At 64.1% G+C, this 16,094-nt stretch carries 15 protein-coding genes; 4 read left to right on the top strand and 11 right to left on the bottom strand.

Features of this window, described 5'->3' with window-relative positions; all coding sequences use genetic code 11:
- Positions 1–2: 2 nt before the first annotated feature.
- Complete coding sequence (locus ACEOAC_RS02100; protein WP_006461195.1) at positions 3–1,685, bottom strand: phosphoethanolamine transferase; 1,683 nt, start codon at positions 1,683–1,685, stop codon at positions 3–5.
- A 269-nt stretch (positions 1,686–1,954) separates the two neighbouring features.
- Here ACEOAC_RS02100 and ACEOAC_RS02095 point away from each other — a divergent pair, with 269 nt between their 5' ends.
- Complete coding sequence (locus ACEOAC_RS02095; RefSeq protein WP_413445883.1) at positions 1,955–2,593, top strand: cysteine hydrolase family protein; 639 nt, start codon at positions 1,955–1,957, stop codon at positions 2,591–2,593.
- A 59-nt stretch (positions 2,594–2,652) separates the two neighbouring features.
- Here ACEOAC_RS02095 and ACEOAC_RS02090 read toward each other — a convergent pair whose 3' ends face one another.
- The 3 genes from ACEOAC_RS02090 to ACEOAC_RS02080 form a co-directional block, all read right to left on the bottom strand.
- Positions 2,653–4,224, bottom strand: a complete 1,572-nt coding sequence (locus ACEOAC_RS02090; protein WP_413628661.1) for a methyl-accepting chemotaxis protein — start codon at positions 4,222–4,224, stop codon at positions 2,653–2,655.
- A 173-nt stretch (positions 4,225–4,397) separates the two neighbouring features.
- A complete protein-coding gene (locus ACEOAC_RS02085; protein WP_413444782.1) occupies positions 4,398–5,228 on the bottom strand; it encodes an amidohydrolase family protein in 831 nt (276 codons plus the stop codon).
- Complete coding sequence (locus tag ACEOAC_RS02080; protein WP_102662645.1) at positions 5,225–6,466, bottom strand: MFS transporter; 1,242 nt, start codon at positions 6,464–6,466, stop codon at positions 5,225–5,227. The genes ACEOAC_RS02085 and ACEOAC_RS02080 overlap by 4 nt, the downstream gene beginning before the upstream one ends.
- A gap of 376 nt (positions 6,467–6,842) precedes the next feature.
- Between ACEOAC_RS02080 and ACEOAC_RS02075 the strand changes: the two genes are divergently transcribed.
- Positions 6,843–7,574 (top strand): GntR family transcriptional regulator, encoded by a 732-nt coding sequence (locus ACEOAC_RS02075; RefSeq protein WP_077234875.1) that lies wholly within the window; start codon positions 6,843–6,845, stop codon positions 7,572–7,574.
- Between the two features lie 17 nt (positions 7,575–7,591).
- Here the strand turns inward: ACEOAC_RS02075 and ACEOAC_RS02070 are convergent, their stop codons facing one another.
- Together ACEOAC_RS02070 and ACEOAC_RS02065 are read right to left on the bottom strand one after the other, a co-directional pair.
- A complete protein-coding gene (locus ACEOAC_RS02070; RefSeq protein ID WP_413444783.1) occupies positions 7,592–8,074 on the bottom strand; it encodes a type II TA system antitoxin MqsA family protein in 483 nt (160 codons plus the stop codon).
- Between the two features lies 1 nt (position 8,075).
- On the bottom strand, positions 8,076–8,372 hold the full coding sequence (locus ACEOAC_RS02065) for a type II toxin-antitoxin system MqsR family toxin (RefSeq protein ID WP_413444787.1): 297 nt from the start codon (positions 8,370–8,372) through the stop codon (positions 8,076–8,078).
- Between the two features lie 444 nt (positions 8,373–8,816).
- Here ACEOAC_RS02065 and yfcF point away from each other — a divergent pair, with 444 nt between their 5' ends.
- On the top strand, positions 8,817–9,503 hold the full coding sequence (gene yfcF, locus ACEOAC_RS02060; protein ID WP_413444784.1) for a glutathione transferase: 687 nt from the start codon (positions 8,817–8,819) through the stop codon (positions 9,501–9,503).
- Positions 9,504–9,587: 84 nt separating this feature from the next.
- Here yfcF and ACEOAC_RS02055 read toward each other — a convergent pair whose 3' ends face one another.
- Entirely contained in the window at positions 9,588–10,844 is a 1,257-nt protein-coding gene (locus ACEOAC_RS02055) for an MFS transporter (RefSeq protein WP_039873717.1), read from the bottom strand.
- Between the two features lie 461 nt (positions 10,845–11,305).
- Between ACEOAC_RS02055 and ACEOAC_RS02050 the strand changes: the two genes are divergently transcribed.
- The gene (locus ACEOAC_RS02050) at positions 11,306–12,034 is read left to right on the top strand and encodes a FadR/GntR family transcriptional regulator (protein WP_006461185.1); all 729 of its coding nucleotides are present in this window, start codon (positions 11,306–11,308) and stop codon (positions 12,032–12,034) included.
- Between the two features lie 11 nt (positions 12,035–12,045).
- Here ACEOAC_RS02050 and ACEOAC_RS02045 read toward each other — a convergent pair whose 3' ends face one another.
- The 4 genes from ACEOAC_RS02045 to ACEOAC_RS02030 form a co-directional block, all read right to left on the bottom strand.
- Entirely contained in the window at positions 12,046–12,822 is a 777-nt protein-coding gene (locus tag ACEOAC_RS02045) for a DeoR/GlpR family DNA-binding transcription regulator (protein ID WP_413444785.1), read from the bottom strand.
- Positions 12,823–12,934: 112 nt separating this feature from the next.
- Positions 12,935–13,396: a nuclear transport factor 2 family protein gene (locus tag ACEOAC_RS02040; RefSeq protein ID WP_413628660.1), complete on the bottom strand. Its 462-nt coding sequence runs from the start codon at positions 13,394–13,396 to the stop codon at positions 12,935–12,937.
- A 32-nt stretch (positions 13,397–13,428) separates the two neighbouring features.
- Entirely contained in the window at positions 13,429–14,613 is a 1,185-nt protein-coding gene (locus ACEOAC_RS02035; RefSeq protein ID WP_413445423.1) for a sialidase family protein, read from the bottom strand.
- 31 nt (positions 14,614–14,644) lie between these two features.
- Positions 14,645–16,090, bottom strand: coding sequence for a sodium:solute symporter family protein (locus tag ACEOAC_RS02030; RefSeq protein ID WP_182993302.1), 1,446 nt, complete (start codon positions 16,088–16,090; stop codon positions 14,645–14,647).
- Between the last annotated feature and the right edge of the window lie 4 nt (positions 16,091–16,094).

Below are 16,094 nucleotides of genomic sequence, written 5' to 3'. Positions count from 1 at the left end.
CGTCATTGCCCCTGCGCAGCGGCTTCGTTGTAACGCAGCGTGCGTGGCTGGTAGGGCTGGCCGTTGATGCGCCGCAACTGGTGGAAGTGGGCACTGACGAAGCGCTCGCTGAGGATGTCGTGGCGGGCGTCGTAATAGACCGAATCCACACCCAGCAGGCCTAATACCGTGTGTTCCATCTGGTCGGTCTGGTAGGGACGGTATTCGAGCTGGGCTTTTTCTTCCGCACTCTTGCCGGTGAAGGAGCGGGTCCACGCCAGCATCGGGATCTCATAGCCGGTGGCATCGGCCACCGACTGGCCGGCGTGGTTGCGGGTGTGCCCGACCTCCTGCGCATGGTCGGAGCTGAAGAGCAGGCTGGCATTGTCTTCGCGGGCATCGTTCATGGTCAGCCTGAGCATGCTGCCGACCACGTAGTCGTTGTAGGCGATGGCGTTGTCGTATTCGTTGCGCAATTGCCTTATCCAGGCCGAGCGGTCGGCGTTCTCCAGCCGTTCGGCCACGCTGTCGCGCAGGCTGTCGAAGCGGGCGTACTGGCTGGGATAGCGCATGTCATAGGTGGGATGGGCTCCCAGCAGGTGCACCACGATCAGCTTCTTCGGGGCCGGGTCCTGCAAGGCGGCTTCCAGGGCCGGCAAGAGGTTGCCGTCGAAATTGTTTTCCCCGCGCCCGGCCCCCTTGTTGATGAAGACCTGATGATCGGCGCGGCGCGAGACCAGCCCCAGCCAGCCGTCATTGGGTGGCTGATTGGATAGCCAGTGGATGCGGAAGCCGGCCTCGCGCGCCAGCATCAGCACGTCCGGCTTGCGGTTCCAGGCCTGCGGGTCGTTCAGGTCGGCCGGGGTCAGCATCTTCATCAGCGAGGCCATGGTGGCAGGCTCCGAGGAGACCACGTCACGGAACACGATCAGGTCCTTGCGCATGGCCTCCAGCGTGGGCGAGGTCGCACGCTCATAGCCATACAGCGACATGTTGGCGCGGTTGAGGCTCTCGCCGATCACCCACACCACGGTGTTGCGTTCGGGACCGTGGTAACGCACCTGCCACTCCGACTTTTGCGCCATGTTGCGCGCCACGTTCTCTTCCATGCTGGCGGCCTGGGCCATCTGGTCGCGGTAATCCAGATAGCGGATGGGCCAGAACAGCAAGGGATTTTCCTTGGCCATGGTCGGGTTGAAATGCAGCGCAATGAAGATCGCCAGCAGACTGCCGACCCCCGCCACACCCCGCCAGCGCCAGACCGGGGCCGGCTGGCCCGCCTCGCTGCGGCGCAGGCGGCGCTCGGCCAGCCAGACAGCACCCCACGTCAGCCACAGCAGGCCGGCTGCCTCGGCCACGTCACGCCCGTTGTGGCGGAAGAACTCGCTGCTCTCGGCGGGGTTGGTATTGAAGATGGCCTGCAGCACCAGTACCGGATTGGGGCGCAGCCCGAAGTAGTCGCGCAGGAAGCCCTTGATGGCGGCATCCAGCAAGAACAGGCCGATGATGCCCAGGCTTGCCGCCGAGAACCAGCCGGGCCGACGCCGCAAAACGGGGATCGCCAGGAACAGGCCGGCGATCCCCGGCAAGGCCGTGGCCATGAGCACGCTGCTCTTGGCCAGCTCGTTGGCGCTGATGCGACCCAGCGCCCAGAACACCGCCAGGCCGGCCAGGCCCAGCAACAGTCGTTTGAGCAGTTTGTTCAATGCTGTCTTTCCGCCGCCCAGTCGGCAATATGGCTGTCATCGGGAAATGGATTGCGGCACCGGCGCTCCCCTGCGCCGGCCACCGGTGCAGGGGAGCGCCGGTGCCGCCATGGTGGCCTGTCACATCCTTCACGTTTCACACACGCAGTCTGCGCGATAGGACAAGCTCAGCGATAATTTGTTTCCAGGCCGCGAGGATAACATTGCATAGCAGGCACCCGCGTCCGGTGCAGATTTTCCAGCGACCTCCCCCTATCGAAAGGAACACCATGCGTACCCTCCCCCATCGCCTCTGCGCCGCGCTCATCGGTCTGTCGGCCTGCATGGCCGCCCTGTCGCCGGCCTCGGCCCAGGGCGTCTATGACGACTGGTCCTCGGTCAAGGCGCCGGCTGCGCCGGCACTGTCGCACATCACAGTGGACCCTTCCACCACCGCCCTGCTGGTGCTGGACCTGGCGCGCCAGACCTGCCATCCCGATACCCGTCCGCGCTGCGTGGCCATGCTGCCACGGGTAGCCAAGATGCTGGCGCTGGCGCGGGAGAAGAAGATCACCGTGATCCACACCCTGGGGGGTGCCAGCACACCGGCCGATGTCTGGCCCGAGGCGGCCATGCAGGCGGGCGAGCCGCTGTTCAAGTCCGGCCCCGACAAGTTCCTCAATACCGACCTGGAAAAGACCTTGCGTGACAAGGGCATCAAGACCGTCATCTGCATCGGTGCCGCAGCCCATGGGGCGGTACTGCATACGGCCTCCAGCGCAGCGCTGCGTGGCTTCGACGTGGTGGTGCCGGTTGACCTGATGGCCTCCGACACCCCCTATGCCGAGCAATATGCGGCCTGGCACCTGGTCAATGCGCCGCGCCTGGGCGAGCGCGTGAAACTGACCCAACTGAGCTGGATCAACTAGGCGAAAAAAATCCCGTCCGGCAGGGCCGTGACGGGATGGCAGCGTGACGGCCGCGCGGCCTATGCCGGCAGCAGCACGCGCTGGCTGTCGCGCAGGCGGAAACGTCCCACCAGGCCGGCCAGCTGGTCGGTCTGGTCGCGCAGGGAGTGGGCCGCGGCAGCCGCCTCCTCCACCAGCGCGGCATTCTGCTGGGTGCCTTCATCCATCTGCGTGACAGCATGGTTGATCTCGTCGATGCCGCGACTCTGTTCCCGGCTGGCCACCGCGATCTCGTTCATCAGGGTCGCCACGCGGGCCACCGAATCGACGATCTCGTGCATGGTCTTGCCGGCCTGGTCGACCAGGTCCGCACCGGTGGCTACCTGCTGCACCGATCCTTCGATCAATTCCTTGATCTCGCGCGCTGCCGCGGCCGAGCGCTGCGCCAGGCTGCGCACCTCGGTGGCCACCACCGCGAAACCGCGTCCCTGTTCACCGGCACGGGCCGCTTCCACGGCCGCATTGAGCGCCAGGATATTGGTCTGGAAGGCGATGCCGTCGATCACGCCGATGATGTCGGCGATGCGCGAGGAACCCAGGCGAATCTCGCCCATGGTCTGCACGACGCGGTCGACTACCTCACCACCCTCGCTGGCCAGACGTGAGGACGTTGCCACCAGCTCATTGGCCTGATGCGCGTGGTCGGCGTTCTGGCGCACGGTGGAGGTCAGTTCTTCCATGGCCGAGGCGGTCTCTTCCAGACTGGAAGCCTGTGATTCGGTGCGCGATGAGAGGTCGGCATTGCCGCTGGCGATTTCTCCGGAAGCGGTATTGATGATGGCGATACTGCGATGCACCTCGCCCACCATCGTGCCCAGGCTCTCGGTCATGTGGTTCAGCGCCAGCATCAGCTGGCCGGTCTCGTCACGGCCGTGCACCTTGACCTGACCGGTCAGGTCATTGTCGGCCACGCGACGTGCCAGTTGCAGGGCCTCGACCAGGGGTCCCGCCACCACCCGGGCGATGGTCACGGCCAGTATCAGGCCGATCAGGATGCCGGCGGCCAGCACGCCGATGATCCAGTTCTGCGATGTGTTGTAGACGCGGTCGGCCTCTGTGTTGGCGGCTTCCTTTTGCTCGATGTTGGCCAGGCGCAGGGTCGAGAACTGCTTTTCGATGGCGCGATAGGCCTTCAGCGAGTCACCCTTGGTCAGAGCCAGCGCCTCTTCCTTGTGATTGTCGTGGGACAGCGCGATGATCTTCTTGTGCTCGACGAGATAGGTGGCCAGGGTCTTGCTGAGCTGGTCGAATGTGCTGGCCTGCTCCGGGGTGAGGTCGAGCTTGCGGTATTGCTCTTCCAGGCTGCTGAATTCCTTGTAGCGGTCGGCCAGTGCCTTTTCCAGCGTCGCCATGGTTTCCTGATTGCCCAGGATGTGCTGGAACTCGGTGGAGCGTACCCGCACCAGCGTGCGTTCCAGCATCAGGCTGATGCGTATGCTGGGTTCCCACTTGTGGGCGATTTCGGTAGCCGTGTCATTGACCTTGTCCATCTGATACAGCGAGAAGATGCCAAGCGCTGTCATCAGCCCCAGCACCGTGACGAAGGAGAGCAACAGCTTGGTTGCGATCTTCCTGTCCATGAACCATTTCATTGAGATATCCCTTTCCTGTCCAACCCCACCAATCGGTCACGGAGAAAATCCGAAGGCCTGAGAAGATTGGCTTTTCGATATTTCCTCTTGCGCAAAACAAAAGGACCCAGCCCGTGTCACGGACTGGGTCCTGGAGGGGCCGCCCGAGCGGCCGGCCCTCCATGTCGGCAGACTCAGGCGAAGTCGAACAACTGCGCCGCTGTCTTGCCGGTGATGAAACGACGGTCCTGCTCATCGCTCACCAGATCCTCGAATCGCCGCCAGCTGTCGGCATAGTCGGTCATGCTCTCGTGCTGGGTATGCGGCCAGTCGCTGCCCCAGAGCAGGCGCTCGGGCCCCAGATGCTGGCGCAACAGCGGCCAGGCCTGACGCGCAAAATGCGCACCACCCTCACTGCCGCCATTGCGGTATTGCGCCGACAGCTTCACCCACACCAGGCGCGAAGCACCGGTGGAGAGCAGGTACCGGAAACCTGGATCGTCCACGCCCAGGGCCGGATCGACCCGGCCGAAATGATCCACCACGACCTTCATGCCCAGTTCCAGCAAGGGCTCCAGCACCTGCGGCAGGTCCACCGCCTCGCGATGGATCTCGACCTGCCAGCCCAGTTGCGCGATATGCCGCAGGGTGTCGCGCCAGGCGCCTTTGAAATCCGGCAGCGGTGCGCCTCCCACCAGGTTGAAACGCACGCCGACCACGCCCCCTTGCTGCAAGGCCAGCAGGGCTTGCTCGCCGATATCGGGCTCGACCATGGCGATGCCGCGCAGACGATCCGGTGCGCGGGCGATGGCCTGCAGCATGTAGCTGTTGTCGCTGCCCAGGAAACTCGGCTGCACCAGCACGCCGTGACTCATGCCCAGGGCATCCAGCCGGGCCAGGTATTCGTCCACGGTGATGTCGTAGGCCGGGGTGTAGCGACGGCCATCAGCCATCGGCAGGCCACGCGCAAACACGTGCGCGTGGGTGTCGATGCGCAGGCCGGTGGTGCTGGCCGCTTTGCTCATGCTGCCGTTTCCATGCTGCGGCCCTTGGTTTCAGGGAGCATCAGCACGGCCACCACCACCAGCGAATAGGCGATGGCGGCATCGATGCCGATGGCCTGGCCCAGCGGCATCGAGTCACTCATGTGACCCACCAGCACCGGGAAGCCGGCCGAGGCCACGCGACCGAAGTTGTAGCAGAAACCGACCCCGGTGCCGCGGATGCCGCTCGGATACAGTTCGTTGAACAGCGCACCCAGGCTGGCCGGAATACCGGCTGCAAAGAAGCCCAACGGGAAACCGCAGACCAGCATCTGCGTGTCGGTCAGCGGCAGGAAGATGTAGCACAGCACGGTCAGCACGCAGCAGATGGCAAACGAAGCCACGGTACGACGGCGACCGATGCGGTCGAGCAATTGCGAACTGGCGATGCAACCACACCAGAAGGCGACGATGATGACCGCCAGATAGCCCCCGGTGGAGAGCACCGACAGGTGCTTCTCGGTCTTGAGGTAGGTCGGCAGCCAGGTCATCAGCGCGTAGTAACCACCATGGGCGCCCACCCCCAGCAGGCTGCCGATAATGGTCAGGCGCAGCACGTCGGGGCGGAAGATGCCCAGCAGGGTGCTGGCTGCAGGCTTGCCGGCAGCGGCCTTACGGCCGGCCAGGAAGGCATCGGTTTCCGGCACCGAACGGCGCACGTATACCACCAGCAGTGCCGGCAGCAGGCCGATGACGAACATCACGCGCCAGGCCATTTCCTGCGGCAGCAGCGAGAACAGCACCGAGAACAGCAACACCGCGCCGCCCCAGCCCACGGCCCAGGCGCTTTGCACCGTGCCCATGGCCTTGCCGCGATGTTCGGCGCGGATGGTCTCGGCCATCAGCACGGCACCGGCCGCCCATTCGCCGCCGAAACCAAAACCTTGCAAGGCCTTCAACACCAGCAGTTGCGGATAGCTCTGGGCAAAGGCGCTCAGGAAGGTGAACAGCGAGAACCAGATGATGGTGATCTGCAGCGTCTTGACGCGGCCGTAGCGGTCCGACATCGCGCCGGCAAACCAGCCGCCGATGGCCGAGGCCACCAGCGTGGCGCCGCTGATCAGGCCGGCATCGGCCTTGCTGAGGGAAAAGGCCGCGATCAGCGCCGGAATGGCCAGGCTGAACATCTGCACGTCCAGCGCATCCAGCGCCCATCCGCTGAAGCAGGCCCAGAAGGTCTTGCGTTCCTTGGCAGTCACCTGCCGATACCATGAAAACATTGTCTCGTCCTCTAAGCTGAAGGCGCGCAACCGGTGCGATCCCCTCCCGGCAATGGCTGGGGAGGGATGAACGGAAGCGCGAAGCTGATTGAATTATCTCGTTGATTACTCATATAGACATATATATGAGTTGGCGTAAGATAACACAGGCAAATGGCCTCAACAATCCTCATCCGCTCGTGGTGCAATCTCTCCTGGCAGGCCGCATCGGGTAGCTGTCATGGGATGCAGGCATGATCTGCGTGATGCGGCCACAAGACAATGCCGGGGGCACTGTACCTGCCAGGGCTGGGCTGCACTGTTCACCCCGCCGTTGTGGGCAAGCCGCGCCACGGGTAGACTGAGCCCCTTTCATCCATGCAAGGCCAGTTCCACCATGCCTGACCAGTCCGTCGATGGGCGCCTGCCGCTTTATCTCCAGTTGCGCGACCTGTTGGCCGCGCAGATCCGCGCCCAGAAGTGGCAACCGGGTCAAGCCATTCCGTCGGAAGCGGAACTCAGCCAGACCCATCAGATGGCAGTGGGAACGGTGCGCCGCGCCATCGAAACACTCATCGCCGAAGGGCTGGTGGAGCGTACGCATGGCCGGGGGACCTTCGTGCGCAAGGCGCGCTTCGACAATTCCCTGTTCCGGTTCTTCCGTTTCGAATCCGCCGAGGGGCAACCGCTGGCGCCCCGGAGCGTCATCGTCGGCCGCAAGATCATCGAGGCGCCACGTCAGGTGGCCGAGGCCCTGCACCTCAAGCCCCATGCCCGGGTGATCGAACTGCTGCGCCTGCGCACGGTGGACGATCAACCGGTGCTGGCCGAGAACATCTATCTCTGCGCCCAGCGGTTCAAGGCCCTGGCCGACAAGGCGCCGGAAGATTTTGGCGACCTGCTCTATCCGCTGTATGAACGTGAATGCGGCCTGATCGTGGCCTCGGCCCGCGAGACCCTGACAGTGGAAACGGTGACGGCGGCGCAGGCGCGCCTGCTGGGCTTGAAGGAAAAGACGCCGGTAGTGGTGATCGAACGCATCGCCTTCGGTTCGGACGGAACACCGCTGGAGTGGCGGCAGTCCAGGGGTGCGGCGAGCAAGTTCAGGTATAGCGCGGAGATTCGCTAGCGGCAGCTTCCGGGACGCTACTTGCGTCGACCCTGGGTCAGCCGGGCGGCCCCTGGTTCCCGGATTTCCAGTATATGGGGCGGGCGCGCTGCATCGTTCGTCCCGGCCCTTACCTCGGCCAGCAAATCCGGATGCTTGCGCAGCAGGCGCAGCAACAATACCAATGCGCGTGGTGGCTTGATCTTCCCGGCCTCGTAACGGTTGAAGGCATTGATGCCGCCGCCGAACAGCAGGCTGGCTTCGCGCTGGCCCAACTGCAGGAGCTCGCGCGCCTCGGTGATCTCGGCAGGATCAATGAGGCCGGCATTGACCTCCTTGTTGAAAGCCAGTGCCTCGGAAGAGACTCTTTCTTCCTCCGCAGGCAGGGGCAGGCATTCACCGCAGAGCGGGCAATAGTCACCTGTCACGCCCCCGATGAGGGTCGTCTCGCCCTTATAGGTATAGGGCAGGTCTCGGGTGGCGCGGACCATCTCGGCACCGCCGCAACTGGGACAGTTCATCTCATCTCTCCTTGAACGATACGATCAATACGTCATCCATCACGGTCAGCTTGATGTACAGCACGCCATGACGGGTCAGCGGGCAGTACACGTCATGCCAGATCCGGTGATCCAGGTGGCTGGTCATGCTCTTGTAGAAATCACTGCTCTTGAGCGCGGCCACCACTGCGGTCATCTCCGATTCGTCCATGCCCAGTGCTACGGCGCCCAGGAGGGCCGTCGCAGTTTTGCGGATTCGTCCCTCGGCGAGCAGTGAATGGATTTGATACAGCTTACGGTGAGGCGTGTGCTTTTCCATGTGCATGGTAACCATCCTGGTTACGCAAACCAAGGTGATATGGGCAAAAATTGTTCGAGAAAACTGCGCAACAAGGTCGGATACGACTGATGTATGCAGCTGGAGAGGTGGAGTGAAGGAGGGAGTGTGGTGCGACTTGTGCGGATTTCAGACAGATGGTTTGAAATCCTGAGGAGATCTCGTTTACTATCGTCACTCAGCCCGTCACTTCCCGCACCATGAATCTGAAGCGATCCATCACCCGCAAGTCCACTGCCCTCCCGGCGGCAGGCCTGCGCGCGTGCGGGCTGAATACCAAAAAACGGCATCTCCGCTGACGGGGATGTCACGTCCCGTCCGGCGGATCGCCTGGCGGGACTGGATCGCAGCAGTATTTCCCCTTTCAGACCTCGCCCGGCAGCGCCGGCGGAACGGCTTTCTTCAACCGTTCTTCAAGAGGTACTCATGCAAAACAGTTTTACCGGACTCCAGATAGCCGGCGCCTTCCCCGCCACCGCCGACAAGGCGCTGCAGCTGTACGCCGACGCCCAGTACGCCAGTCCCTACGCCATGTCGGTCTTCGTGGCCCTGCGCGAGAAGCAGCTGCCCTTCACGCTGCAGACCGTGGATCTCGACGCCGCCGCCAACCTGGCACCGGCCTATGCCGAGCTGTCGCTGACGGCGCGCGTGCCGACGCTGCTGCACGGCACGCTGGCGCTGTCTGAGTCCTCGGCCATCACCGAATACCTGGATGAGGTCTTCGCCGGCCCGCGGCTCTATCCGCAAGACCCCGCGCAGCGCGCACGGGCGCGACAGGTGCAGGCCTGGCTGCGCAGCGACCTGATGCCGATTCGTGAAGAGCGCAATACGCAGGTGCTGTTCTATGGCGCGAAGAAGGCGCCGCTGACGGCGGCGGGCCAGGCGGCGGCATCGCGCCTGTTCCGCTTTGCCGAGAGCCTGCTGGCGCCGGGTGCGTCCTGCCTGTTCGATGCATGGAGCATCGCCGATACCGACCTGGCGCTGATGCTCAACCGGCTGGCCCTGCACGGTGACCCGGTGCCAGAGGCCCTGCTCCGTTACGCGCAGGTCCAGTGGCAACGGCCGGCCGTGCAGGAATGGGTAGCGTTGCAGCGTCCGCCATTGGCAAGTTGATCCAGGCTTGCGGGTCTCATGACCCATGAAAAAGGGGCGGCGCCTCTCGACGCCGCCCCTGTCCCACTCTCGCCTGCGATACCGTCAGGCCAGCGCCTGTGCGCGCGGTCGAGCCAACGCAAACACCACCGCCACGGCGACCAGATCGAACACCGCCAGCAGCACAAACAGCGGGCCATAGCCGATCTGCGTGACCAGGATGCCAAACAGCAAGGTGAACAAGGTCGCCCCCAAGTAACCGCTCATGCCGGTCAAGCCAGTGGCGGTCGCCACCTGGTTGCGGGTGAAGACGTCGGAAGTGATCGAATACAGCGCACCCGACAGCGTCTGGTGGGCGAAACCGCCGATGGACAGCAGCGCGATAGCCACATAGGGACTATCCACGAAGCCCACGCAGGCCGGCCCGATCATGGCCAGGCTTCCCACCAGCATGACCAGCTTGCGCGAGGTGAACAGTGACACATTGAGATGCTTGTGGAAGAACGGGCTCAGGTAGCCCCCCAGCACGCAACCGATGTCGGCGGCCAGGAAGGGCAACCAGGCGAACATGGCGATTTCCTTGATGTTCATGTGGCGCTCGGTCGCCATGTACAGCGGAATCCAGGCATTGAAGGTCTGCCAGGCCGGCTCCGAGAGGAAGCGCGGAACGGCGATCGACCAGAAGTTGCGGCTGCGCACGATGAGCGTCCAGCTCTCGCGCTGCACCTTCTCGGGCGATTTTTCCTGGCCGTCCAGGATGTAGGCACGTTCTTCCGGCGACAGCAGCTTCTGATCCCGCGGGTTCTTGTAGAACAGCATCCACAGCACGAACCAGATCACCCCCAGCACGCCCACCACCACGAAGGACATCCGCCAGCCGCCGTGCAGGATGGTCCACACCACCAGTGGCGGCGCGCACAGGGCGCCGATGGAGGAACCGATGTTGAACCAGCCGATGGCCACCGAGCGCTCCTTGGCCGGGAACCACTCGGTGGAAGCCTTCACCCCGCCCGGGATGCCAGCCGCCTCGGTCACGCCCAGCAGCGCCCGGAAGAAAGCCAGGCTCTGCCAGCCGGTGGCCATGGCAGCGGCGGCGCACACCAGCGACCAGGCCAGCGCGAAGATGCCGAAACCGATCTTGGTCCCCACCGCATCAAGGATGTAGCCCGCCACCGGCTGCATGAGGGCATAGCAGATCTGCCACGACACCACGATGTAGGAATACTGCTGGGTGCTCATGTCCAGCTCTTTCATCATGGTCGGTGCGGCCACCGACAGCGTATTGCGGGCCAGGTAATTGACGATCAGGGCCAGGGTCACCAGGGTGACCATGTACCAGCGGATTCCTCTTACGTACTTCATGGCGTCTCCAAAAGGATTTTTATTCAAATGGGCAGTACTGCAGCGGGCCGTCCCTGCTACGCGCGGCGCCGGACAGGCCGGACGACGGTGGATGACGCGCAGGGATACAGTCCCGGCCGTCCTGAGGACGGGCGGAGGCTTGAGAAGGCTAGGCAGGTCTTGGTTTCATACCGGTCTCCACACTGGCTGCTGTTGTCTTTTTTATGACTGCAATTATACGATGTCGTATAAGTTAAAGTGCAATTAGTCCGACTAATTTTGAATGCAGGTGGACAACTTTAATGATCGACGTCCATGAAGTCAACCGGATTCGCGCCATCTGGCAGCCTGGAAGCGCTTTTTAACGGGGTTTTCCGCTCGGTTGCACGAATAGCAACAGCTTTTGGTCGCGCTGGCTTGCACAGGCAAGGCGAGTCCTTCATAGTGTCCGGAGAAGAACTCAACGGCAGCAGTCATCGTACATGTCAGAATCCCGCACACCGCCGCCCCCCGCTCCAACGCCAGCGCCCGGCCAGCTCAGCCGCTCAGAACATATCTGCAAGCAGATCATCGCCGCCATCCTGCGCGGCGAACTGGGCGAGAACCGCCGCCTGCCGACCGAGGTGGAACTGGCGCAGCGCTACCAGGCCTCCCGCACCACAGTGCGCGAGGCGCTGTCGCGGCTGCGTTCGGAGGGCATCGTGGTATCGCGCCGCGGCTCCGGCAACTATGTGCAGCGCCTGCCGTCCCTGCAAAACAGCGTACCGGCGCAGATCGCCAGCATCCATGACATGGAGCGCTACTACGCCTTTCGGGAATGCGTGGAAGTGGGCGCGGCCGGCATCGCCGCCCTGGCGCGTCAGGAAGACGACGTGCGCCTGATGCACGCCTGCTTGCAAGCTCTGCGCAGTGCGCAACTGAAGGGGCAGACAGGGGTCGAGGAAGACCTGGCGCTGCACATGGCCATCGCCCGCGCCAGCCGCAACCCCTTCTTCATCTCCACCATCGAGCATGCGCTGGGACCGATACGCCAGTGCATGGAGCTGGCCCGGAATCTGGGCTCGCCCCAGGACAGTGTGCGCATCCAGACCATCGACGATGAGCACCAGGCCATTGTCCAGGCCATCGCCGAGGGGTCGCGCGAGCGGGCCGAAGCGGCCATGCGCGGACATATCGGCCTGGCGCGGCTGCGCATCTTCGAGGGCGGTTGAATATCAGGCCGTCAGCCCGGGCGCGGCACCTCGACCGACACGATCTTCACGCCCGGCAGGCTTTCGAAGCTGTGCCGCCCGGCATGCCCGGGCTGGGCATCGGTGATCAGGGTCCAGGGCTTTTCCACCGGGGTCCAGTGTTGCTGGCTGTCGCGATTGAGCTTGTCGGCCGTGACCAGCACGAACACCGTGGCGGCCTGGCGGATGATGCATTCCTTCAGATAGGCCTGTTCCACCGTGGCTTCGCACAGGCCGCGCCCGGCCACCACGCCATCGGCACCGAGGAAGGCCTTGTCGAAGGTCAGCCGGGTCAAGCCCAGCTGGGCGATGGGCCCGAAGGTACTCATGCTGGTGGGGCGCACATCGCCGCCGATCAGGGTCACGCCGACCTGGCTGCCAGCCAGCGTCTGCACCACCAGCAGGTTGTTGGTGATGACCTGGATACCGGTACGCGGCACCAGCGCCTTGGCCAGTGCCGCAGTGGTGGTACCGGCATCGAGGAAGACGGTATCGCCATCGGCCACGCAGGCTGCGGCCGCCGCACCGATGGCGTCCTTCTCGGCCTGGAAGCTGTGGCTGCGCTGCTCCAGCGACTCTTCCGGCGCATGCAGGCTGACCGAGGCGGCGCCGCCATAGGTACGCAGGATCAGGCCCTCATCGGCCAGTGCGCGCAGGTCGCGACGCACGGTGACTTCGGAGATGCCGAAGTGGTCGCACAGGGCGCCCACTTCCGTCATCCCCGAGAGGACGGCCTGGACCATGGCCTCGCGGCGGCGGGTAACTTTCATAGGGTGCAGTCTTGGGTTGTCGTTGCCGCCATCCCGGCGGGGATGGCAGGCAAGGAGTATACCGGCTTCCGGAGGCGCTCCACCGCTTCCGGGACTGCGCCGGTCGTAGCGCTCAGGCCGGTACGGTGGTGGCGCTGCGTGCCAGCATCTGCCAGCCCTGCCCCTGGCTGACCCAGCACAGCAATACCTTCAGGTGGCCAGTGCTCTTCTTCTCGTCGTTGTTGACCACGTCATAGGTGTGCCGCACGATGCCGGTGCTGCCCGCCACCTCCACCGTCTGCGCCGAGGTACGCACACTGAGGTAGCGCTGCTTGCTGGCGATGGCCTCCAGCAGGACCGCCTTGGTCCACACCCGGCCATCCGAGTGGGAATAGGTCATGCGCTCGTGCAGCAGGCCCTGCAGGGCAGCGCCGTCGCCCTGCTCCAGCGCCTGGCGCAGCGCCTCGCTGGCGGCTTCCAGCGAGGCCGCATCGGCTGCCGTGGCCGCCACGGCTGGCGTGCTCGCACCGACGGCGGCGATTCCTGTTCCCAATGCCACGAGGGCCTCCCTGCGGGTGATGGTTTGTATGTTCATGCTTGTCTCCTGCAATTAAGGTAATCAGGCAATCAGGCCGCAGCCGCTACCGCCTGCGCGACCCAGGCTTCCTCGACGGTCACGTACTTGATGTTCTGGCGGAAGTAGGTGTAGGCGATATGCAGCCTGCCATCGGCCGACTGCACGATGGAGGGATAGGAATATTCGCGATTGCGCTTCTCGGCCGAATTGTTGGTCATGCAGTAGCCATCGCCCACTTCCAGGTTGCGCATCAACGGCCAGCTGCGGCCGCCATCCTGGGAGATGGCCAGTGTCATCGGCGCGCGTGGCGCGCCCCAGAAGGCCGTGCCGCGCTGCGAGGCGGACTGCGTGACCAGGCTGCCGCTGTCTTCCGAGTCCTCGATGTCGTCATACAGCGAAGCGCGACGTTCAGTGCTATTGGCTGCGCTGCTGTGGTTGAACACCAGTCCCAGGTGGCCATTGGCCAGCGCCACGAACTGGATCGAGGAATTGTTGTTGGGCAGGTCCAGCGGCTGCGGCGCGCTCCAGCTGATGCCATCGGTCGAACGGCTGCTGTAGATGTGGTCGGCCCAACGGCTGCGATACAGCGCCAGGAAGCCACCGTCCTTGAGCGGCTGGATGTTCATGTGCACGCAACCCACGCTGGCCGGCACCTCATGCGCATTCCAGTGCTGGCCGCCATCGGTGGAACGCATCACCACGCTGATGTCGTCATTGCCGGACCAACGCTCACCCTCGGCCACCCGGCACATGAAGACCGGACACAGCCAGGCGCCATCGGCCGCCACCACGATGGGCTGGCGCACAAAAGTGCCGGGGGTGTCGAACAGGGTCTCGATCGGGCCCCAGGTCCGGCCCAGGTCACCGGAGACGCGGCGACGCACGATGGACGTATTCTGATGGCCCGACAACTGCGCGGTATAGATCAGCCACAGCTTGCCATCGGGCGCTTCGAACAGCACCGGGTTCTGCTCGGAGCGGCTGGCATCTTCCGACAGGCGCACCGGCGCGCTCCAGGTATCGCTGCCGGCGGCCAGGCGCGACAGGTAGATCGAGATATCGGGAATACCCTCCTGTGTGCCACCGAACCAGGCGCACAGCAGGTCGCCGTTGGACAGCGCGATCAGGTTGGCGGCGTGGTTCTGTACGGTCAGCGCCGGCAGGTGCGCCTCGCGGCGGGCAGTGTCGCCTGCGGCCTGGCTGACCTGGCCGACGGCGGGGGTGGACTGGTTCATCTTGTCATCCTCTTTCTTGACTGGGAGCGGTTCAGTGCTGCTGCCGCCGGCCGGCGGCCAGCTCGGGCGCGCCAGGGTGCGGAGTAGCGTGCTCGGTGGCATTGGGTGCAGCCGGGAAGATCAGGCGCTCGATCACCATCACGATGGCCGGCGCCACCAGGGCGATATACATGTTGTCGATGCCGAACGGGTTATCCAGCAGGTACCAGACGGTGGTCGCCACGGTGGCCAGCACCAGCGCCGAGATGGCACCACGGCTACTGTTGAAGAACGGCAGGTAGATGCCCATCAGGGCCACCACCGTCACCGTCAGGCGCAGCGCCCGGGTGAAGAAGGACAGCGCCAGGATCTGCGGCACGAACAGCACGAAGATCAACGGCACGAAACCCACCACCAGCGAAATCCAGCGGGTGGCCGCCAGTTCACGTTCGGGCGAAGGCTGGAAACGCGGTACGTAGAAATCCTTGACGATGAGCGAGGCGATGGCCAGTGCCACGGTACTCACGCTCACGAAGATGGAGGCCACCAGCGACACCGTCACGACGCCCGCGAGCACCGGATGCATATGCTGCAGGAAGATCGGCAGCGCATACAGGCCCTTGATCTCCGGGAACAGGAACTTGGCCGCCACGCCCAGCAGGCCCAGAGCCAGCGCGATGGGCAGGCACAGTGCGGCGGCTACCAGGGTGGCCTTGCGGGCGTCTTCGCCGGAGCGCGCACCGGAGATGGCCTGGATGATGAACTGGGTAGAGAAGATCGCGCCCGAGGTACCGATGATCCAGGCGCCGATGGTGCCGCCGTTCAAGGCGCCCTTCCAGGTGAAGTAATGCTCGGGCATGGTGCTGACCATGGGCGCGATGCCGCCGGTCAGGGACAGTGCCACCCACACCAGGATGCCGATGCCGAGAATCTTCATGGCGCTGTGGAAGATGGTCACGTAGAGCACGCTCTTGAGACCGCCGTAGGCAAAGTAGATGGTGCTGACGATGGCGGTGATGATGGCGGCAGTCGGCAGATTGACCTTGAGCACGGTGGAGATGGCCGCCGCGCCGCTGACGTAGTTGCCGACGTTGACGATGAAGAGCGCATAGATCATCACCGCTGAGACCACCAGCTTGGCGGTCTTGCCGTACTTCTGGGCGACGAAGCCGGAGATGGTGAATTCACCCGACTTGTACAGACGCTTGGCCATGAACAGGCCGAACAGCAGGAAACCGATGGCTGCCGCGATCACCGACCAGGACGCGGCGATACCGACATTGAAGGCCTCCTGGGAGGTACCGATGGTGGACTTGGCGCCGATGAATTCGGACATCAGCAGGATGGCGATCACCACCACCGGGGCGGCGCGGCCGGCCACCATGAATTCGCCGGTGGTCTTGCTGCGCAGGCGGATGCTCAGCCACGAAGTGGCGGCGATGTAGACGACGACCATCGCGATGATGATGGCCGTGTCCAATGCTCCAAACTGGTTCATTGTG

The organism is Herbaspirillum frisingense (assembly GCF_047325095.1).
In the GTDB taxonomy this organism is placed as follows: Bacteria; Pseudomonadota; Gammaproteobacteria; order Burkholderiales; family Burkholderiaceae_D; genus Herbaspirillum; species Herbaspirillum frisingense.
This window is presented reverse-complemented; position numbering and strand designations above follow the sequence as displayed.

Bases quoted from the DNA above. Each gene is read 5' to 3' on its own strand.
- ACEOAC_RS02070 (WP_413444783.1), bottom strand. From the start codon at position 8,074: ATGAACTGTCCCAGTTGCGGCGGTGCCGAGATGGTCCGCGCCACCCGA.
- ACEOAC_RS02090 (WP_413628661.1), bottom strand. From the start codon at position 4,224: ATGAAATGGTTCATGGACAGGAAGATCGCAACCAAGCTGTTGCTCTCC.
- ACEOAC_RS02075 (WP_077234875.1), top strand. From the start codon at position 6,843: ATGCCTGACCAGTCCGTCGATGGGCGCCTGCCGCTTTATCTCCAGTTG.
- ACEOAC_RS02055 (WP_039873717.1), bottom strand. From the start codon at position 10,844: ATGAAGTACGTAAGAGGAATCCGCTGGTACATGGTCACCCTGGTGACC.
- ACEOAC_RS02065 (WP_413444787.1), bottom strand. From the start codon at position 8,372: ATGGAAAAGCACACGCCTCACCGTAAGCTGTATCAAATCCATTCACTG.
- ACEOAC_RS02095 (WP_413445883.1), top strand. From the start codon at position 1,955: ATGCGTACCCTCCCCCATCGCCTCTGCGCCGCGCTCATCGGTCTGTCG.
- ACEOAC_RS02050 (WP_006461185.1), top strand. From the start codon at position 11,306: ATGTCAGAATCCCGCACACCGCCGCCCCCCGCTCCAACGCCAGCGCCC.
- ACEOAC_RS02030 (WP_182993302.1), bottom strand. From the start codon at position 16,090: ATGAACCAGTTTGGAGCATTGGACACGGCCATCATCATCGCGATGGTC.
- ACEOAC_RS02045 (WP_413444785.1), bottom strand. From the start codon at position 12,822: ATGAAAGTTACCCGCCGCCGCGAGGCCATGGTCCAGGCCGTCCTCTCG.
- ACEOAC_RS02085 (WP_413444782.1), bottom strand. From the start codon at position 5,228: ATGAGCAAAGCGGCCAGCACCACCGGCCTGCGCATCGACACCCACGCG.
- ACEOAC_RS02035 (WP_413445423.1), bottom strand. From the start codon at position 14,613: ATGAACCAGTCCACCCCCGCCGTCGGCCAGGTCAGCCAGGCCGCAGGC.
- yfcF (WP_413444784.1), top strand. From the start codon at position 8,817: ATGCAAAACAGTTTTACCGGACTCCAGATAGCCGGCGCCTTCCCCGCC.
- ACEOAC_RS02080 (WP_102662645.1), bottom strand. From the start codon at position 6,466: ATGTTTTCATGGTATCGGCAGGTGACTGCCAAGGAACGCAAGACCTTC.
- ACEOAC_RS02040 (WP_413628660.1), bottom strand. From the start codon at position 13,396: ATGAACATACAAACCATCACCCGCAGGGAGGCCCTCGTGGCATTGGGA.